General features: G+C 62.2%; 13 protein-coding genes, 1 tRNA gene and 1 pseudogene. 6 read left to right on the top strand and 9 right to left on the bottom strand.

Going from position 1 to position 16,473, the window contains the following annotated elements; genetic code table 11:
* On the top strand, positions 1–189 hold a 189-nt coding region (locus WF331_RS28495), incomplete at its 5' end, for a hypothetical protein (protein ID WP_340623534.1).
* Here the strand turns inward: WF331_RS28495 and WF331_RS28490 are convergent.
* A complete protein-coding gene (locus WF331_RS28490; protein ID WP_016485290.1) occupies positions 170–430 on the bottom strand; it encodes a DUF2798 domain-containing protein in 261 nt (86 codons plus the stop codon). The genes WF331_RS28495 and WF331_RS28490 overlap by 20 nt on opposite strands.
* 115 nt (positions 431–545) lie before the next feature.
* Between WF331_RS28490 and WF331_RS28485 the strand changes: the two genes are divergently transcribed.
* Positions 546–1,475, top strand: a complete 930-nt coding sequence (locus tag WF331_RS28485) for a LysR family transcriptional regulator (RefSeq protein ID WP_016501086.1) — start codon at positions 546–548, stop codon at positions 1,473–1,475.
* A 42-nt stretch (positions 1,476–1,517) separates the two neighbouring features.
* Here the strand turns inward: WF331_RS28485 and WF331_RS28480 are convergent, their stop codons facing one another.
* From WF331_RS28480 to WF331_RS28470, 3 genes are all read right to left on the bottom strand, one after another.
* A complete protein-coding gene (locus WF331_RS28480) occupies positions 1,518–2,783 on the bottom strand; it encodes an OmpP1/FadL family transporter (RefSeq protein ID WP_016501085.1) in 1,266 nt (421 codons plus the stop codon).
* A 147-nt stretch (positions 2,784–2,930) separates the two neighbouring features.
* Positions 2,931–3,413: a hypothetical protein gene (locus WF331_RS28475; RefSeq protein ID WP_016501084.1), complete on the bottom strand. Its 483-nt coding sequence runs from the start codon at positions 3,411–3,413 to the stop codon at positions 2,931–2,933.
* 249 nt (positions 3,414–3,662) lie between these two features.
* Entirely contained in the window at positions 3,663–3,887 is a 225-nt protein-coding gene (locus WF331_RS28470; RefSeq protein WP_016501083.1) for a hypothetical protein, read from the bottom strand.
* 945 nt (positions 3,888–4,832) lie between these two features.
* Here WF331_RS28470 and WF331_RS28465 point away from each other — a divergent pair.
* Together WF331_RS28465 and rmuC are read left to right on the top strand one after the other, a co-directional pair.
* Positions 4,833–5,171 (top strand): annotated as a pseudogene (locus WF331_RS28465) (sel1 repeat family protein); the annotation flags it as partial.
* Positions 5,172–5,351: 180 nt separating this feature from the next.
* Positions 5,352–6,722: a DNA recombination protein RmuC gene (gene rmuC, locus WF331_RS28460; RefSeq protein ID WP_162471786.1), complete on the top strand. Its 1,371-nt coding sequence runs from the start codon at positions 5,352–5,354 to the stop codon at positions 6,720–6,722.
* Here the strand turns inward: rmuC and WF331_RS28455 are convergent.
* A complete protein-coding gene (locus WF331_RS28455) occupies positions 6,694–10,173 on the bottom strand; it encodes a hybrid sensor histidine kinase/response regulator (RefSeq protein ID WP_016501080.1) in 3,480 nt (1,159 codons plus the stop codon). The genes rmuC and WF331_RS28455 overlap by 29 nt on opposite strands.
* Positions 10,174–10,298: 125 nt before the next feature.
* Positions 10,299–11,477 carry an MFS transporter gene (locus tag WF331_RS28450; protein ID WP_016501079.1) on the bottom strand — a complete coding sequence of 393 codons (1,179 nt, stop codon included), beginning with the start codon at positions 11,475–11,477 and terminating at the stop codon, positions 10,299–10,301.
* A 184-nt stretch (positions 11,478–11,661) separates the two neighbouring features.
* On the opposite strand from WF331_RS28450, the gene WF331_RS28445 reads away from it, so the two are divergent.
* Positions 11,662–13,539, top strand: coding sequence for an MFS transporter (locus WF331_RS28445; protein ID WP_340623533.1), 1,878 nt, complete (start codon positions 11,662–11,664; stop codon positions 13,537–13,539).
* Positions 13,540–13,548: 9 nt separating this feature from the next.
* Here WF331_RS28445 and sugE read toward each other — a convergent pair whose 3' ends face one another.
* From sugE to rdgC, 3 genes are all read right to left on the bottom strand, one after another.
* Positions 13,549–13,866 carry a quaternary ammonium compound efflux SMR transporter SugE gene (sugE, locus tag WF331_RS28440; RefSeq protein WP_016501077.1) on the bottom strand — a complete coding sequence of 106 codons (318 nt, stop codon included), beginning with the start codon at positions 13,864–13,866 and terminating at the stop codon, positions 13,549–13,551.
* A 172-nt stretch (positions 13,867–14,038) separates the two neighbouring features.
* Complete coding sequence (locus WF331_RS28435; RefSeq protein WP_016501076.1) at positions 14,039–15,004, bottom strand: bile acid:sodium symporter family protein; 966 nt, start codon at positions 15,002–15,004, stop codon at positions 14,039–14,041.
* Positions 15,005–15,187: 183 nt separating this feature from the next.
* Complete coding sequence (gene rdgC / locus WF331_RS28430) at positions 15,188–16,108, bottom strand: recombination-associated protein RdgC (protein WP_016501075.1); 921 nt, start codon at positions 16,106–16,108, stop codon at positions 15,188–15,190.
* 215 nt (positions 16,109–16,323) lie between these two features.
* Here rdgC and WF331_RS28425 point away from each other — a divergent pair.
* Positions 16,324–16,399 (top strand) — tRNA-Val (locus WF331_RS28425).
* Positions 16,400–16,473 lie beyond the last annotated feature (74 nt).

The following is a 16,473-nucleotide window of genomic DNA, read 5'->3' as shown; positions in this document are numbered from 1 at the left end:
CGCAAGGCCTGCGTTCGGCCTCCTGAAGTCGCGAAGATCAAGATCAAGATCAAGATCAAGATCAAGATCAAGATCAAGATCAAGATCAAGAGCCGGAGCCGGAGCCGGAGCCGGAGCCGGAGCCGGAGCCGGAGCCGGAGCCGATGGCGTGGCTCGGCATCGGATTATTTCATTTCGCATGCACCGTAATCGCCACCAACCGCACCACCACCGGCCTGACCATCAACACGCAAACGAACGCCACTGGCATCGCCAATTGATAGGCCTTCAGCACATTGCTCAGGTACTGCGCAGTAACCCCGGCATTCGCCGCGGTGATCACGAAGCACATTAGCAGCGCCATGATTGACGACATGAAAAAGGCAAAAACGTAGGGCGTAGCGCCCGGGTGCAATTTGCGTCGGCTGCGCGACTGGGACAGGTTGCTCATGTGAACTCCTGAAAGGTGAGTGGACGCGCAGGTTAACAATCCCCTCAGCCGCAGCTGTAGACCAGCCTCGCTGAGTTCTTTATAAAGAGATTCTTACGAATGCAAGAGCTCTCGCATGGACCTGCTCAACGCCATCCGCAGCTTCATCAAGGTGGTCGAGGCCGGCAGCATCGCCGGCGGCGCCCGTACCCTGGGCCTTAGCCCGGCAGCGGTCAGCCAGAACCTGGCACGCCTGGAGGGCCATCTGCAGGTGCGCCTGCTCAGCCGTACCACCCGCAGCATGGCGCTGACGCCGGCGGGTACGCACTACTACGAGCGTGTCAGGCATATCGAACGTGACCTGGCCCTGGCTGAGCAGGCCATCACTACGCCAGACAGTGAACCCCAAGGGCGGCTTTGCATCGCCTCTACATCCGCGTTTGGCCGCCACGTGCTAGCGCCACTGATACCCGCCTTCAATGCCCGCTATCCACTGCTTTCGATAGAGTTGGTAACGACTGATCGTCGGGTCAACCATGCACGTGAAGACGTCGACGTCAGCCTGCGTATTGCCCCGCAGCTGGAAGACCAGCTGTTGGCCAGGCATATCGCTCGGATCCCGTTCATTTGCTGTGCCTCGCCCGGGTACTTGCAAAGCGCTGGGGTGCCGGGTACGCCCGAGGCATTGCGCGATCACCGTTGCCTGGTGTTCCGTTACCCGGTGGATGGGCGGTTTCTGCGCTGGGGTTTCATGCGCGATGGGCTGCGTTTTGAGGCGGAGTTCGGCAGTGTACTGATCAGCGACGACATCGACGCCCTGACCCAGATGGCGCTGCACGATGGCGGTATCACCCGCCTGGCCGAGTTCATGGTGCGACCGCACCTCGCCAGCGGTGCGCTGGTGCCGTTGTTCGAGTACAGCGACAGTGGCCAGGCCTACGCCCAGACCGAACCAATGGACATCTACCTGTGCCTGGCCGACCGTTTCGCCATGACCGCGAAAGTGCGTGTGTTCATGGACTACCTGCGTGAGTGCCTGGGGGACAGTTGGCAGGTGCAGGCATGAAAAAACCGCCACGAGGGCGGTTTTTAATGGGGTACGTACGAATCAGAAGCGGTAGGTGAGGGATGCACCGATACCGTGAGCGCTGTTTTCGTACTTGGCCTGGTAGCTGCCCTTGGTCGCGCTCACCTGATTGACCTTGGTGTCTTCTTCCCACAGGTAGGAATAGGCCACGTCGATGGTCATATCGTCGGTCGGGCTCCAGCCGGCACCCAGGCTGAACACCTTGCGGTCGCCCGTCGGGATACGTGGTGAACGGTCATGGTTGTTGGTCGGCGACTGGTCGACGGTGAAACCGGTGCGCAGCACCCACTCCTTGTTGACCTTGTACGACGCACCAATGGCGTGGGCCCAGGTGTCATGCCAGTTCTGTTCTTCGGTGATGGTCTGGAACGCCGAACCTGCCAATGGCGCCGGGACATCGTTCTGCACGGTGATGTCTTTCAGGCGGCTCCAGCGGGTCCAGGTGCTGCCTGCATACAGGGTCCACTGGTCGTCGAGTTCGTGGGTAACCGAGAAGTCGACCGATTCCGGCGTCTTGATCTTCAGCGAGGCGTCGAATTTGTTGCCGTTGAACGGCCCGATCAGCGGGGTGCTGACGCGGGTCTTGCCCTCGAGCTTGTAGTCGACCATCGAGTGGTAGGTCAGACCGAGGCGGGTGCTGTCGGTAGCCTGTACCAGGATGCCGATGTTGTAACCAACGGCGGTATCGTCGCCCTTGATTTTCACTTCGCCATCGTTGCGGCCGGGGGTGAACGGGTTGATCAGGCTCGAACCCAGTTCACCCTTGATGCGGTTGATGGTAGGGCCGAAACCGATCGAGACCTTGTCATTGAAGGCGTAGCTGACGGTTGGCTGGAACGTGACTACCTCGACGTGGCTCTTCTTGCCCCAGTAGCGTGCGGCATCATCGCTGCCGTAGTCGGTTACCAGACCAAACGGTACATAGACACCGAAGCCGACGCTCCAGTGGTCGTCGATCGGCTTGACGTAGTAACCCATGGGGACACCAACGAGAGGCACCATGTCACCATCGGTTTCACCCCCGAGGTTGCTGCCCCGGCCCGAGATGTCGGACTTGGCGATGACGGCAGCGCCGCCCACGGTGAATTGTTCGCGTTTGAGGCGAGACATGCCGGCCGGGTTGCCAAACACGGTGCTGGCATCTTCGGCAGAAGAAGAACGTCCCGCGAAACCTGTCCCCATGCTGCTGATGCTTTGTTCGTTCAGGGCGAAGCCTGCAGCGAACACTTGGCTGGATGCCACGGCAACAGCGACGGCGAGGGAGGTTTTGAGCATTACTTTTTTCATTATTAGAAAACTCCTTGGGATCTCCGGGGCGAAAAGCTACCAACAAATCACGCACCGCGCCATAGCCTCAATCGCAGAAGATAGAGCGGTTTTGTAGGACAATCCGACCAAAATTCCCTTTTTCCCGGTAATGCTGTAGGACGATTCTTAAGATACCTGTCGCAATCTCTGATCTATGCAGGTCTGCCAGGCATGCGTGAAGTCCCGCAAGCGACCTTGGGGGTGGAAAATCTGACGCCATATCCGTGCCAATGCCAACAGGTCGTCAGCGGCAGGCAGTGGCGTGGCCTGCTCCTCAATGAGCATCCAGGCAATCGCTGTGGAATAGCGCAGGTTTACGGTGAGTTCCAGGTGCGGGCCGCCGAGGAAGGCGTGCTGGCTTGCCAGGCCGCGCACAAGGCTGGCCAGGTCGGGGTCGCGGGCCAGGTAATCATCCCAGAGCGCTTGGTGACGGTGTTCGCCAATGCGGTAAAGGCCGTGCCCGCGTCGGTCATGCAAGGCGGACCCGAGCGCCGACTGGCTGGCGGCAATGCCCAATAGCAGGGCTTCCGCGCTGGCACAGTGACGGTTCAGGTAGACCAGGGTGGGTCGGATCACATACTGACACAATTCATTCGCCGCAATACCCATGATGCCCTCGAGCAATTAAGGGCCGGACGGGCGCTGGAGCTTGGCAGCTGGTGAATGATCAGGCCCGCCGGAAGCGGCAAGCACCGCTCGAGTTGAAGTGTAGTGTGATAATCGTGGTGTAAAGAGCTGTTTTTAAATCGATTGCTGCCTGACGTACCGGGCTATATGCCCGTAGGCAATTACGCCAAGAACGTTCAGGCAGGCTTGCGATGGGATGATTCAGCGCTTGAATGCCCCGGTATTCGCCACTCACGCGGTGAGCGATTGGCGAGTCCGGGCGATGACCGCCTGCAGCGGTTCATTGCGGCTGTACTGTTCATGGTACAGGCGCTCGGTGTGGCAGGCGACGCCGTGTTCGTCTACCAGGGTGAAGCTGAAGCTGCCCTTGCGTGGGGCAACGATAAGGCACTTCAACGGCGAGAAGGCCTGGGAGAGGGTGCCAATGGCAGCCTGAATCTGATGATGAGTTTGCATATTGTTGGAGGTTCCTGCTTTAAACACGGGAGATATGATCCGTGCATGATAGAAACGTTCCAGTGACGCCTTTATTAAGGGACGAACGAACCTGACTGGAACAAAGCAGCCAGAGAGAGCGCAATCAAAAGTGGGCGCTTGGGCTGACTGGTAGGTACTTCGGAAGGCAGGCAGCACGTCGGGGCCAAGGTTCTAGGCCGTCGGGTGGAATCCTGATCAATCTGTCACGTGATTCGTGCTTGAGCAGCCTGAGGCTGGCGAGTGAATCATCGAATGGGCAATCCTGCTTCAGCAGCGCACTCTTGGGGAAGTGGGTCTGCAAGGATGTTGTGGCCCGAATTGACTTTCAGCTTGGTACTAACGAGGCGCACCTTACCGGAAATACCGGCGCTTGGCAAGCACTACGTTTGCTAAGGTGAGCCGAGCAGTATGGCGCGTATTTGTACCGCTGTGAAGAGGGGGCAAATAGCCCGCACACGGGCGGATGTGCCCATTTCGTGCACTCAAATGACGGATCATGGTGCACTTGTTCACATTCGGGGCAAGGGTTGTAACAGGCCGGCAACAGGCTGCAACGGCCTCGCCAATGCCTTGACTAGGCGGTTAAGTCAATGAAAAAAAACACTATTTTCAGCTGGTGAAAAAATCGTCAGTTTGAGACAAAGCCCCAATTCACGGGGCTTTGCGGGGTGTGCAAGGGGGTTGTCCACCGAGTTATCCACAGGAACTGTGGATTGTCCCGGGCGCTTGCTCTAGAACGGGCGTGCCAGCAGTGCGGTGAACTGTCCGACAATCGACATGCCCCGACAGACCGGTTGGTCATCCACTCGAAAACGTCAAGAAAAGATCATTGAAATATTTTTTCAATTCTCCATAAATCGACAGTTCACAGCGAAAAAAAAAGAGTAGAGTGGCGCGCCTTTCGAGTTGCCAAACCTGTTGCTCATGAAGTTTCGCGGTAAACACCTCGCCAGCCCTGCAGCATCGACGCCTCCTTCCGAGCGCTTTTCCTTGAAAGTGGCCTTGTGGCTGCTCGATAGCCCGCGCCTGGGCGACAAGCCCCAGGTCAAGCACCTGGCCGGGCGCCTGCTCAAGCAGCCGGCGCGTCAGGGCGTGGTGGTGGCACAGAGCCGCTTGGGGCAGATGCTGTGCCGCGATTGTGGCAACGCCCGTGACCGGCGTATTGGCCACGAACTGCTGCGCCAGGCAGCCCGCGCCGGTGACCGGCGGGCACAGCTGGAGTATGCGCGGCTGTGCCAGCAAAACGATCCGGACCAGGCGAAGTAATGCTCCGACAAGCCTCAGGCTGATAAGCTGCACTCAATTTGCATCAGCGTGATCGGGGTAAGCATGACAGTGGATCTGGCCAGCATTCTGCTGGGCTTGGTGGCAGGTGCTTTACCCTGTCTTTTTTGGGTCATGCAGGTGCAGCGCCGGCAGGGCGCACGGCAAGGCGAGCAGGCCTTGCTCGAAGAGCGCCTCAACGCAGCCCTGCTGGCCCAGGCCGGCCTGCAGGCGCAGCTTGAGGCCAGCCGCGACGAAGTCAGCGACCTCAGCGAAGCCAACACTGTCAAGCAGGCCCAACTGGCCGCCCAGGGCCGTGAACTGGAACTGCTGCAGATCGACCGCGACAACGCCCGTGACGCTGCCCACGCCTGGAGCCTGGAGCGCGCCAACCGTGAAGCCGAGCTGCGTCGTCTGGAGTCTCAGGGTGCGCGCCTGGAGGCTGAACTGCGTGAGCAGCAAGAAAGCCATCAGCAGCGCCTGGAAGACCTGCAGGAAGCCCGCGACACCCTGCGCGCCCAGTTCGCCGACATGGCCACCAAGATCTTCGACGAGCGCGAGCAACGCTTCGCCCAGACCAGCCAGCAGCACTTGGGCCAGTTGCTCGACCCGCTCAAGGAGCGTATCCAGTCCTTCGAAAAACGCGTCGAAGAAAGCTATCAGCAGGAAGCCCGCGAACGCTTTTCCCTGGGCAAAGAGCTTGAGCGCCTGCAACAGCTCAACCTGCGCCTGTCCGACGAAGCCACCAACCTGACCCAGGCCCTCAAAGGCCAAAAAACCCAGGGCAACTGGGGCGAGCTGATCCTCGAGCGGGTGTTGGAACATGCTGGCCTGGAAAAAGGCCGCGAATACCAGACCCAGGTCAGCCTCAAGAGCGCTGACGGCGAGCGTTTCCAGCCCGACGTGCTGATCATGCTGCCCGGCGACAAACAGGTGGTGGTGGACGCCAAGGTCAGCCTTACGGCGTACCAGCAGTTTGTCGCCAACAACGACGAGGCCGCGCTCAAACAGCACGTGCAGTCGCTGCGCAGCCACGTCAAAGGCTTGTCGAGCAAGGACTACAACCGCCTCGAAGGCCTGCACAGCCTGGATTTCGTGCTGCTGTTCGTGCCCATCGAAGCGGCCTTCTCGGCAGCCCTGCAGGCTGAGCCGAATCTGTTCCAGGAAGCCTTCGACCGGCATATCGTGATCGTCAGCCCTACCACCCTGCTGGCTACCCTGCGGGTGATCGACAGCCTGTGGAAACAGGAGCGCCAGGGCCAGAACGCCCGGGAAATTGCCGAGCGCGCCGGCTGGCTCTACGACAAGTTCGTGCTGTTCATCCAGGACCTGGACGAGCTGGGCAGCCGCCTGCAACAGGTGGACAAGGCTTATGCCGCTGCCCGTAACAAGCTGTGCGAAGGGCGCGGCAACCTGGTCAGCCGCAGCGAGCAGCTGAAGCTGCTGGGCGCCCGCGCCAGCAAGAGCCTGCCGGCAGACTTGCTGGAGCGGGCGCTGTCCGATGAGGTGCCGGACCCCGCAGTTACTGAACCTGGCTCAGATGGCGATTGAGCATGGCGCGCAAGGCTGCTGGCTTGACCGGTTTGGCCAGGTAATCCAGGCCTGCCGCATGCACCATGGCGATGGTTTCCTTGCTGCCGTCGGCGCTGATCACCACGCCTGGCACCGGTTCACCCAGGCGTGCACGTAGCCAGCCCATCAGCCCGGTGCCGGTCTCACCGTCATCCAGGTGGTAGTCGACCAGTGCCAGATGCGGGCGCATGCCCTTGGCCAGCAGGGCTTCGCATTCCGCCTGGTTGCGCGCGGTCCATACCTGGCAGCCCCAGCGGCTGAGCAGGCTGTTCATGCCAATCAGGATGCTGTCTTCGTTGTCCACGCACAGCACTTGCAGCCCGGCCAGCGGCTGGCCGCCCTGTTGTTCAGCGGGGGCGCTTGGCGCCGGGGCGGCCTGGCGGGCAATCGGCACGCTGACGCGGAACACCGTGCCTTTGCCCGGCCACGACCGCACTTCCAGCGGGTGCCCCAGCACCCGGCACAGGCCGTCGGCAATTGCCAGACCCAGGCCCAGGCCTTTCTCGGCGCGTGTCTGGTGACTGTCCAGGCGCTTGAACTCCTGGAAGATCACTTGCAGCTTGTCGTCGGCGATGCCCGGGCCACGGTCCCACACCTCCAGCCACAGGCGCTCGCCCTGGCGGCGCGCGCCCAGCAGGATCGGGCTCTTGCCGTAGCGCAGGGCATTGGTGAGGAAGTTCTGCAGTACCCGGCGCAACAGCTTCATGTCGCTGTCCACCCGCAGGCGGCTGCCACGCAGGCGGAACTCCAGGTTTTTCTCGGCCGCCAGCACCTTGAACTCGGCACCCAGCGTGTCGAACAGTTCGTTGAGGGCGAAGGGCTTGGCGTCTGGGGTGATCTTGCCGTTTTCCAGGCGCGAGATGTCCAGCAGGTCGCTGATCAGTTCTTCGGCCGAACGTAGCGAGCTGTCCATGTGCTGCACCAACTGCTGGGCCTCTTCGTTCATGCCCTCCGCTTGCTGCGACAGGGCGGCGGAGAACAGCCGGGCGGCGTTCAGGGGTTGCATCAGGTCGTGGCTGACCGCAGCCAGGAAGCGGGTCTTGGACTTGCTGACCGCTTCGGCCTGGCTCTTGGCTTCGGACAACGCCTGGTTCAGTTGCGACAGTTCGCGGGTGCGCTCGGCCACCCGTTGTTCCAGTCCTTCGTTGGCATCGCGCAGGGCCTGCTCGGCCTCGCGGAACGGGGTGATGTCGGTGAAACTCATGACGAAGCCGCCACCCGGCATCGGGTTGCCGATCAGCTCGATCACCCGGCCATTGGGGAATAGCCGTTCGGAAGAATGCGCGCGGCCTTGGCGCATCCAGTGCAGGCGCCGCGCCACATGCACCTGCGCTTCGCCCGGGCCGCACAGGCCGCGCTCGGCGTTGTAGCGGATGATGTCGGCAATCGGCCGGCCCACGCTGATCAGCCCGTCGGGGTAGTTGAACAGCTCCAGGTAGCGACGGTTCCAGGCCACCAGGTGCAGGTTCTGGTCGACCACGCTGATGCCCTGGTTGATGTTCTCGATGGCGCCTTGCAGCAGCGCGCGGTTGAACTGCAGCACCTCGCTGGCTTCGTCGGCAATGCGTACCACGTCTTCCAGCTGCATGTCGCGGCCTTCGATGGCGGCCTTGACCACGGCGCGGGTCGACGAGGTCCCGAGCACCCCGGCCAGCAGGCGTTCGGTGTGTTCGATCCAGTCGCCGTCGGCATTCTGGTTGGGGTTGAAGCCCTTGCCCTGGCGGTAGGCAAAGCGGATGAAGCTCTGCCGGGCGCGTTCCTCACCGACAAAACGCGAGGCCAGGGTCAGCAGGTCGTCGATCTGCACCGCCAGCAGTGGCTTGCTGCTGGGGCGGGCGCTGGTCTGCTGGCCGATGAAGCGGCCGGCCTGCCAGTGTTCGGAAACCCGTGTGCGCGACAATACCGAAACCCAGGCGAACAGGGTGAAGTTGCCTGCCAGCGACAGCACCACCCCTTGGGTCAGCGGGCTGATCGGCAGGCCCAGCGGGTTGCCATGCAGCCAAGCCAGCCCTGGGAACAGCTGCAGTGACCAGCCCAGGCTGTGCGCGGCAATCGGCAGGACCAAGGTGTAGAACCACAGGAAGATACCTGCCGCCAGGCCGGCGAACACGCCGCGGCGGTTGGCCTGCTTCCAGTACAGCGCGCCGAGCATGGCCGGGGTGAGCTGGGTGACGGCGGCGAAGGCGATCTGGCCGATGGTTGCCAGGCTGGCGGTGGAGCCCAGCAGGCGGTAGCTGACGTAGGCCAGCAGCAGGATCACCACGATGGTTACCCGGCGTACCGAGAGCATCCAGTGGCGGAACGCCTCGAACGGCCGCTCGGCGTTGTTGCGCCGCAGCAGCCAGGGCAGCAGCATGTCGTTGGACACCATGGTCGACAGCGCCACCGCTTCGACGATGACCATGCCGGTGGCTGCCGATGCGCCGCCAATGAATGCCAGCAGGGCCAGGCTCGGGTGCGCCTCGGCCAGTGGCAGGCTGATGACGAACGAGTCGGAGATCACCGTGCCCGGCAGCAGCATCTGCCCGGCCAGGGCAATCGGCACCACGAACAGCGCGGCCAGCGCCAGGTACATCGGGAACACCCAGCGCGCCAGGCGCATGTCCTGGGGCTCGATGTTCTCCACCACGGTGACGTGAAACTGTCGCGGCAGGCAGATGATCGCCATCATCGCCACAGCGGTTTGCACCACCATCGACGGCCAGTTGATGGTCTCTTGCCAATAGTCCTGCAAGTGGATCGACTGGCGAGCCTGGCTGAACAGGTCGTCAAAGCCGTCATACAGGTTGAATACGACGAAAATGCCCACGGCCAGGAAGGCCAGCAACTTGATCAGCGATTCGAAGGCAATCGCCAATACCATGCCCCGGTGGTGTTCGGTCACGTCCAGGCTGCGGGTGCCGAACACGATGGCAAACAGTGCCAGCACCAGTGACACCACCAGCGCGGTGTCCTGCACGCGGGTGCCAGTGGCGTCGGCGTTGGCCCCGATCAGCAGGTTGACGCCCAGCACGATGCCTTTGAGCTGCAGGGCGATGTACGGCAGCACACCGACCAGGCAAATCAGCGCCACCACCACCGCCAGGGTTTGCGACTTGCCGTAGCGTGCGGCGATGAAGTCGGCGATTGAGGTGATGTTCTGCTGTTTGCTGATCAGCACCATCTTCTGCAGCACCCAGGGCGCGAAGACCATCAGCAGCACCGGGCCCAGGTAGATCGGCAGGAATGCCCAGAGCTGTTCGGCGGCCTGGCCGACGGCGCCGAAGAAGGTCCAGCTGGTGCAGTAAACGGCCAGCGACAAACTGTACACCCAGGCGCGCAGTTTCGGCGGCAACGGCGTGCTGCGGCGGTCACCATAGAAGGCGATGGCGAACATGACGGCCATATAGGCCAGGGCGACCACGGCGATCAGCCCGCTGGACAACGACATGAAGACTCCGAAGCAAAAAATATAACGCGGTCCCGATCAACCAGTCTGGCACGCAGGCGCCGCTTCGTCAGCGCAGACGATGGTTGTAGGCGAGAGCTTGCTCGCGATTGATCTGAAACAAAACATCAATTTTTTCGGGTGCCCAACCCATAAAACACCCCCGCCAGCAACACCGACAACACCAGCAGGTAGAAGATTGCCCCCGGCCACAGGTGCACCAGGGCAAACCCCACCATCACCGGCCCCAGCGCCGCCCCCAGGTTGGACAGGTTCTGCGCGCCGTAATACACCCCGCGCAAGTGCTCCGGGGCGATCAGGTCGATGAACATGTATTCGGCAGGGATCACGATGATCTCGCCCAGGGTGAACACCAGCATCGCCAGGCACCAGGCCAGCACCGAGCCTGCCAACGAAAAGCCCAGCAGCCCTGCGATGAACAGGGCCATGCCGGCCAGCAACCAGGGCATCAGGTGCTGACGACTGATGCGTCGGCCAATCAGGTACTGCAGGGCAATCACCGTCACCGCGTTGGTGGTGACCAGGTAGCCGACCAGCCGCGCCGCTTCCGTCGGGCTGCTGGTTACCACCAGGTACTGCGACAGGTAGGCGGTGAACTGGCCGAACACCACCGCGCTCAGCACCCCGCCCAGGGTGAAATACACCAGCCGGCGGTCACGCGCCAGCCCCAGCGCCACCTGGCCGAAGCCGGCCGCAGGCTTGTCCGGTGCGCTCGCCTGCAGGTCACGGTCGCCAAGGCGCCAGTAGGCCAGGCACATGCCCAGGCCAAGCAGGGCCGAGGCGATGAACGGCATGTGGTCGTCCAGTTCCAGCATGGCGACCCCCAGCAGCGGGCCTGCGGCGTAGCCGACGTTGCTGAGGGTGTACTTGATGGCGAACACCTCGGCCCGCTCTTCCACTGGCAGCAAGGCACAGAAGCCTGCCTTGGCGGCGATGTCGACCACTGCAAGCGCCAGGTTGATCAGCACCAGGCACAAAAAGAACAACAGCGCCGATTCACTGACGACCGCGGCGATGAAGGCCAGGGCGAACAGCAGGGTGCTGGCGCTGACCAGCGTGTGGTTGCGCAAGGTGTCGACCAGGTGGCCGCCATACAGGCTCAGCAGCGAAGCGATGATCAGCGCGCCACCTATCAGCAGGCCGATCTGGCTGATCGGCAGCTGGAAGTTGTCGGCCAGGTACACCACCAGGTAGGGCAGGGTAAGGGCGCGGGCGACCGTGAGGGTGAAGGTGGTCAGCAGTAGCAGGCGTACGGTGTGCGGGTAGCGTTTCAGGGCGGCGAGCATTACCACGTCCTTGTTGTTCTGGTTTGCCGAGCACAAGCATAAGCCACATAGGGCACCTGCAGGAGCGCCTCGGCTGCTTCTGCAAAAAGCGTGTAGGCTTGCCAGCCAAGGCATTTCCCATGCAGATTTGTGGCCTGACGTGCCCGGCGCGCCTCCAATTGAAAAGCCTTCAGGACCAAGGACGATGAGTCACTCCTCGCAATTCACATTGCTCGGCAAGCGGCGCTTCCTGCCGTTTTTCATCACCCAGTCGCTGGGTGCCTTCAACGACAACCTGTTCAAGCAATCGCTGATCCTGGCGATCCTGTTCAAGCTCAGCCTGGGCGACGGTGACCGTTCGATCTGGGTCAACCTGTGCGCCTTGCTGTTCATCCTGCCGTTCTTTCTGTTTTCGGCGCTGGGCGGGCAGTTTGGCGAGAAGTTCGCCAAGGACGCGCTGATCCGTGCGATCAAGCTGGCCGAGATCGTCATCATGGCAATCGGTGCGCTTGGCTTCATCACCAACCACCTGGCGCTGATGCTGGTGGCGCTGTTCGGCATGGGTACCCACTCGGCGCTGTTCGGCCCGGTGAAGTACTCGATCCTGCCGCAGGCCCTGCGCGAGGAGGAACTGGTCGGCGGTAACGGGCTGGTGGAAACCGGCACCTTCCTCGCCATCCTGGCCGGCACCATCGGCGCCGGCGTGATGATGTCGGCCGACAGCTATGCCACGGTGGTGGCCGGCGGCGTGGTCGGCACTGCTGTGCTCGGCTACCTGGCCAGCCGCTGGATCCCGCGGGCCGCGGCCGCCTCGCCGAGCATGCCGCTGGACTGGAACATCTTCAGGCAGTCGTGGGCGATCCTGCGCATGGGCCTGGGGCAGCCGCCCGCCGTATCGCGCTCGATCGTGGGTAACTCGTGGTTCTGGTTTGTCGGTGCCATCTACCTCACGCAGATCCCGGCCTACGCCAAGGACTGGCTGCACGGCGATGGCACGGTGGTCACCCTGGTGCTGACGCTGTTCTCGGTGGGCATTGCCCTGGGGTCGTTGCTGTGCGAGAGGCTTAGCGGGCGCAAGGTAGAGATCGGCCTGGTGCCGTTCGGCTCGTTCGGCCTGACCCTGTTCGGCCTGCTGTGGTGGTGGCACTCCGGCGATGTACCGGCTGCAGCTGCGCCGCACGACTGGCTGGCGCTGCTGGGCATAGGCCAGGCCTGGTGGATCCTGCTGTCGATCGTGGGCCTTGGCGTGTTCGGTGGCTTCTACATTGTGCCGCTGTATGCGCTGATTCAGGCACGCACGGCCGAAGACCAGCGCGCCCGGGTGATTGCGGCCAACAACATCCTCAATGCCTTGTTCATGGTGGTGTCGGCGGTGCTTACCATCATCCTCATGGGGCTTGCCGAGCTGAGCATCCCGCAGCTGTTCCTGGTGGTGTCGCTGCTAAATATCGCGGTCAACGCCTACATCTTCAGGATCGTGCCCGAATTCACCATGCGCTTCCTGATCTGGCTGCTCAGCCATTCGATGTACCGCGTGCAGCACCGCGACCTTGAGCGCATCCCCGACGAAGGCGCGGCGCTGCTGGTGTGCAACCACGTGTCGTTCGTTGATGCATTGCTGCTGGGAGGAGCAATCCGCCGGCCAATCCGCTTTGTGATGTATTACAAGATCTACAACCTGCCAATGCTCAACTTCGTGTTCCGCACCGCAGGCGCCATCCCGATTGCCGGTCGCAACGAAGACCCCGCCACGTACGAACGTGCGTTCGCACGCATTGCCAAGTACCTGGCCGATGGAGAGCTGGTATGCATCTTCCCGGAGGGCAAGTTGACTGGCGATGGTGAGATCGATGTGTTCAAGGGTGGCGTCAACCGCATCCTCGAAGAAACACCGGTGCCGGTGATTCCGCTGGCTTTGCAAGGGCTGTGGGGCAGCTTCTTCAGCCGCGACCCGGCCAAGGGCTTCTTCAAGCGCCTGTGGTCGCGGGTAACCATCGTGGCGGGCGCCGCCATCCCGGTGGAGGCAGCGCAGCCTGAGCTGTTGCGCGAGCAGGTCAGCCGCCTGCGCGGTGACCTGCGATAGGGGAGTGGGTTAGCTGGCGCTGACTTTCAGGCCGACCAGGCCGCAGATGATCAGCGCCACACTGACCAGCCGCACCAGGGCCATGGACTCGCCGAACAGGATGATCCCGGCGATGACTGTGCCGACTGCGCCAACACCCGTCCAGATGGCATAGGCGGTGCCCAGCGGCAGTTCTTTCATGGCCAGGCCCAGCAGGCCCAGGCTTATGACCATGGCGCCGACCGTGAGTACGGTGGGGATCGGTTTGCTGAAGCCGTCGGTGTATTTAAGGCCTACGGCCCAGCCGACCTCGAACAGGCCGGCGAAGAACAGGATGATCCAGGACATGAGTGTGTCTCCATCGTTTGAATGATGGGGCCGTCCCCGGAATGGTCACGCGGTGCGTCGTGAGGCCGTCCTCACAGTGGGCAATATGGTGCCTATCTGCAGCCTTCAGGGCAAGTCTGTGCTGATCCCTGTGGGTGCGGGTTTACCCGCGAAGAGTCCAGCACAGGCACCATCAGTGCCCGGCCGGTTCCGCTTCTTCAGGTTCAACCGCAGGCTCATCCATCCGCCGGAACCAGGTCGACAGCAGTGCCCCGGAAATATTGTGCCAAACACTGAACAACGCACTGGGCACTGCCGCCAATGGCGAAAAGTGCGCCGCCGCCAGCGCCGCCCCCAGCCCGGAGTTCTGCATCCCCACCTCCAGCGCCAGCGACTTGCGTTGGGCCAGCGGCAACTTGCACAGCTTGCCGGTCAGGTACCCCAGCAAATAACCAAAGCTGTTGTGCAGCATCACCACCGCCATGATCAACAGCCCCGATTCGGCGATCTTCGCCTGGCTGGCCGCCACCACCGCGCACACGATCATCACGATGCTCACCACCGACACCAGCGGCAGTACCTGCACCGCCGCCTGCACCCGGGCACCGAGCAGGCGCTGGGCCAGCACGCCGAGCACGATCGGCAGCATCACCAGCTGCAGGATCGACCAGAACATATCCATGAAGGACACCGGCAACCAGGCCGACGCCAGGAACCAGATCAGCGCCGGGGTCAGCAGTGGTGCCAGCAGCGTGGTGACTGCAGCAATCGCCACGGCCAGCGCCAGGTCACCACGCGACAGCCAGACCATCACGTTCGAGGCGGTGCCGCTCGGGCAGCAGCCGACCAGGATCACGCCCACGGCAATTTCCGGCGGCAGGTGGAACAGCTGGCACAGCAGCCAGGCCATGCCCGGCATGATCACGAAGTGCGCGACCACCCCCAGCATCACCCGCCAGGGCTGGCGGGCGAGGGCGGCGAAGTCGTCGAGTTTGAGGGTGAGGCCCATGCCGAACATCACCAGCCCAAGCAGCGGCACGATGGCGACCTTCAGGGCGATGAACCATTGCGGTAGCAAAAAGGCCAGCACGGCAAACACCAGCACCCACAGGGCGAAGGTATTGCCGACGAAGCGGCTTAAGGCGGCGAGGGCACGCATGGGGCAATTCCTTTTCTACTGATAGCTTTGTGAATTTCCAGGGCCCTGTCGCCGGCAAGCCAGCTCCCACAGGTACGCCACAGGTTCTGAAAACCGTGGCGTACCTGTGGGAGCTGGCTTGCCGGCAGCAGGGCCGGTGCAGGCAAAATGGCCTTCAGGCCTGCACTGGCATCTCAAGACACATCAGACCCCTTGCGGAATCTCCTCCCCACCCAGCGCCTCGAACAACACCGGCAGGAACTCGGTAAAGGTCATCATCATCAGCAGGAAGCTGGCATCGAACTGCTGCGCAGCCTCATCGCCACCGTCCTGCTCGGCCTGCTCCTGCAGCAGCTCTTCGAACTTCAGGCGCTTGATCACCATCTTGTCGTCCAGAATGAACGACAGCTTGTCCTGCCAGGCCAGGGCAAGCTGGGTTACCACCTTGCCAGTGCTCAGGTGCAACTGGATTTCCTCGCCGGTCAGGTCCTGGCGCTTGCAGCGCACGATACCGCCGTCTTCGGCGGTGTCACGCAGTTCGCACTCGTCCAGTACATAGAAGCCTTCGGCGGTTTGCTGCGACTTGACCCAGTCGGTCATGGTGGCGGTTGGCGCAATCTTCACCGTGGCCGGGCGCACCGGCAGCGAGCCCATCACTTCACGCAGGGTCGACAGCAGGTCTTCGGCGCGCTTGGCGCTGGCCGAGTTGACCAGGATCACACCCAGGCGCGGGGCGATGGCGGCGAAGATCATCGAGCGGCGGATGAACGCACGCGGCAGGAAAGCCTGGATGATCTCGTCCTTGATCTGGTCGCGTTCTTTTTTATAGACCTTGCGCATCTGCTCGGTCTCGATCTCTTCGACCTTTTCCTTGACCGCGTCGTTGACCACGCTGCTCGGCAGGATGCGTTCTTCCTTGCGTGCGGCAATCAGCAGGAACTCGCCGCTGACATGCACCAGGGGAGCGTCTTCGCCTTTGCCGAACGGCGCGACGAAACCGTAGGTGGTCAGCTCCTGGCTGGCGCAGGGGCGGGCCGGCTTGCTGGCCAGTGCGGCTTCCAGCGCTTCAGGCTCGAACGGGACTTCCTGGGTCAGGCGGTAGGTCAGCAGGTTCTTGAACCACATGAGGGGTAACTCTCCTTAATGCATAAGGCGGGCATTATTCTCCGAGCGGAGCTCTGAGGCCAACCCTGTCAGAGGGCCAGCAGTGGCTTATGCGTGAAAGAAACACCCGGCAACGCTAGGCCTTTGAAAGGAATGAAGTTTTTTTTGAAAAAAGTTTAAAAAGTGCTTGCCAGGGTGCGGGGTCGTCCGTAGAATGCGCGCCACACCGAGACGAAGGGTGATTAGCTCAGCCGGGAGAGCATCTGCCTTACAAGCAGAGGGTCGGCGGTTCGATCCCGTCATCACCCACCACTCGATGTATAGCGCAGCGGTAGTTCAGTCGGTTAGAATACCGGCCTGTCACGCCGGGGGTCGCGGGTTCGAGT

The organism is Pseudomonas sp. YNh (assembly GCF_037993085.1).
GTDB classification, from domain to species: Bacteria; Pseudomonadota; Gammaproteobacteria; order Pseudomonadales; family Pseudomonadaceae; genus Aquipseudomonas; species Aquipseudomonas putida.
The sequence above is the reverse complement of the archived record's forward strand: the minus strand, read 5'-3'. Positions and strand labels throughout refer to the sequence as shown.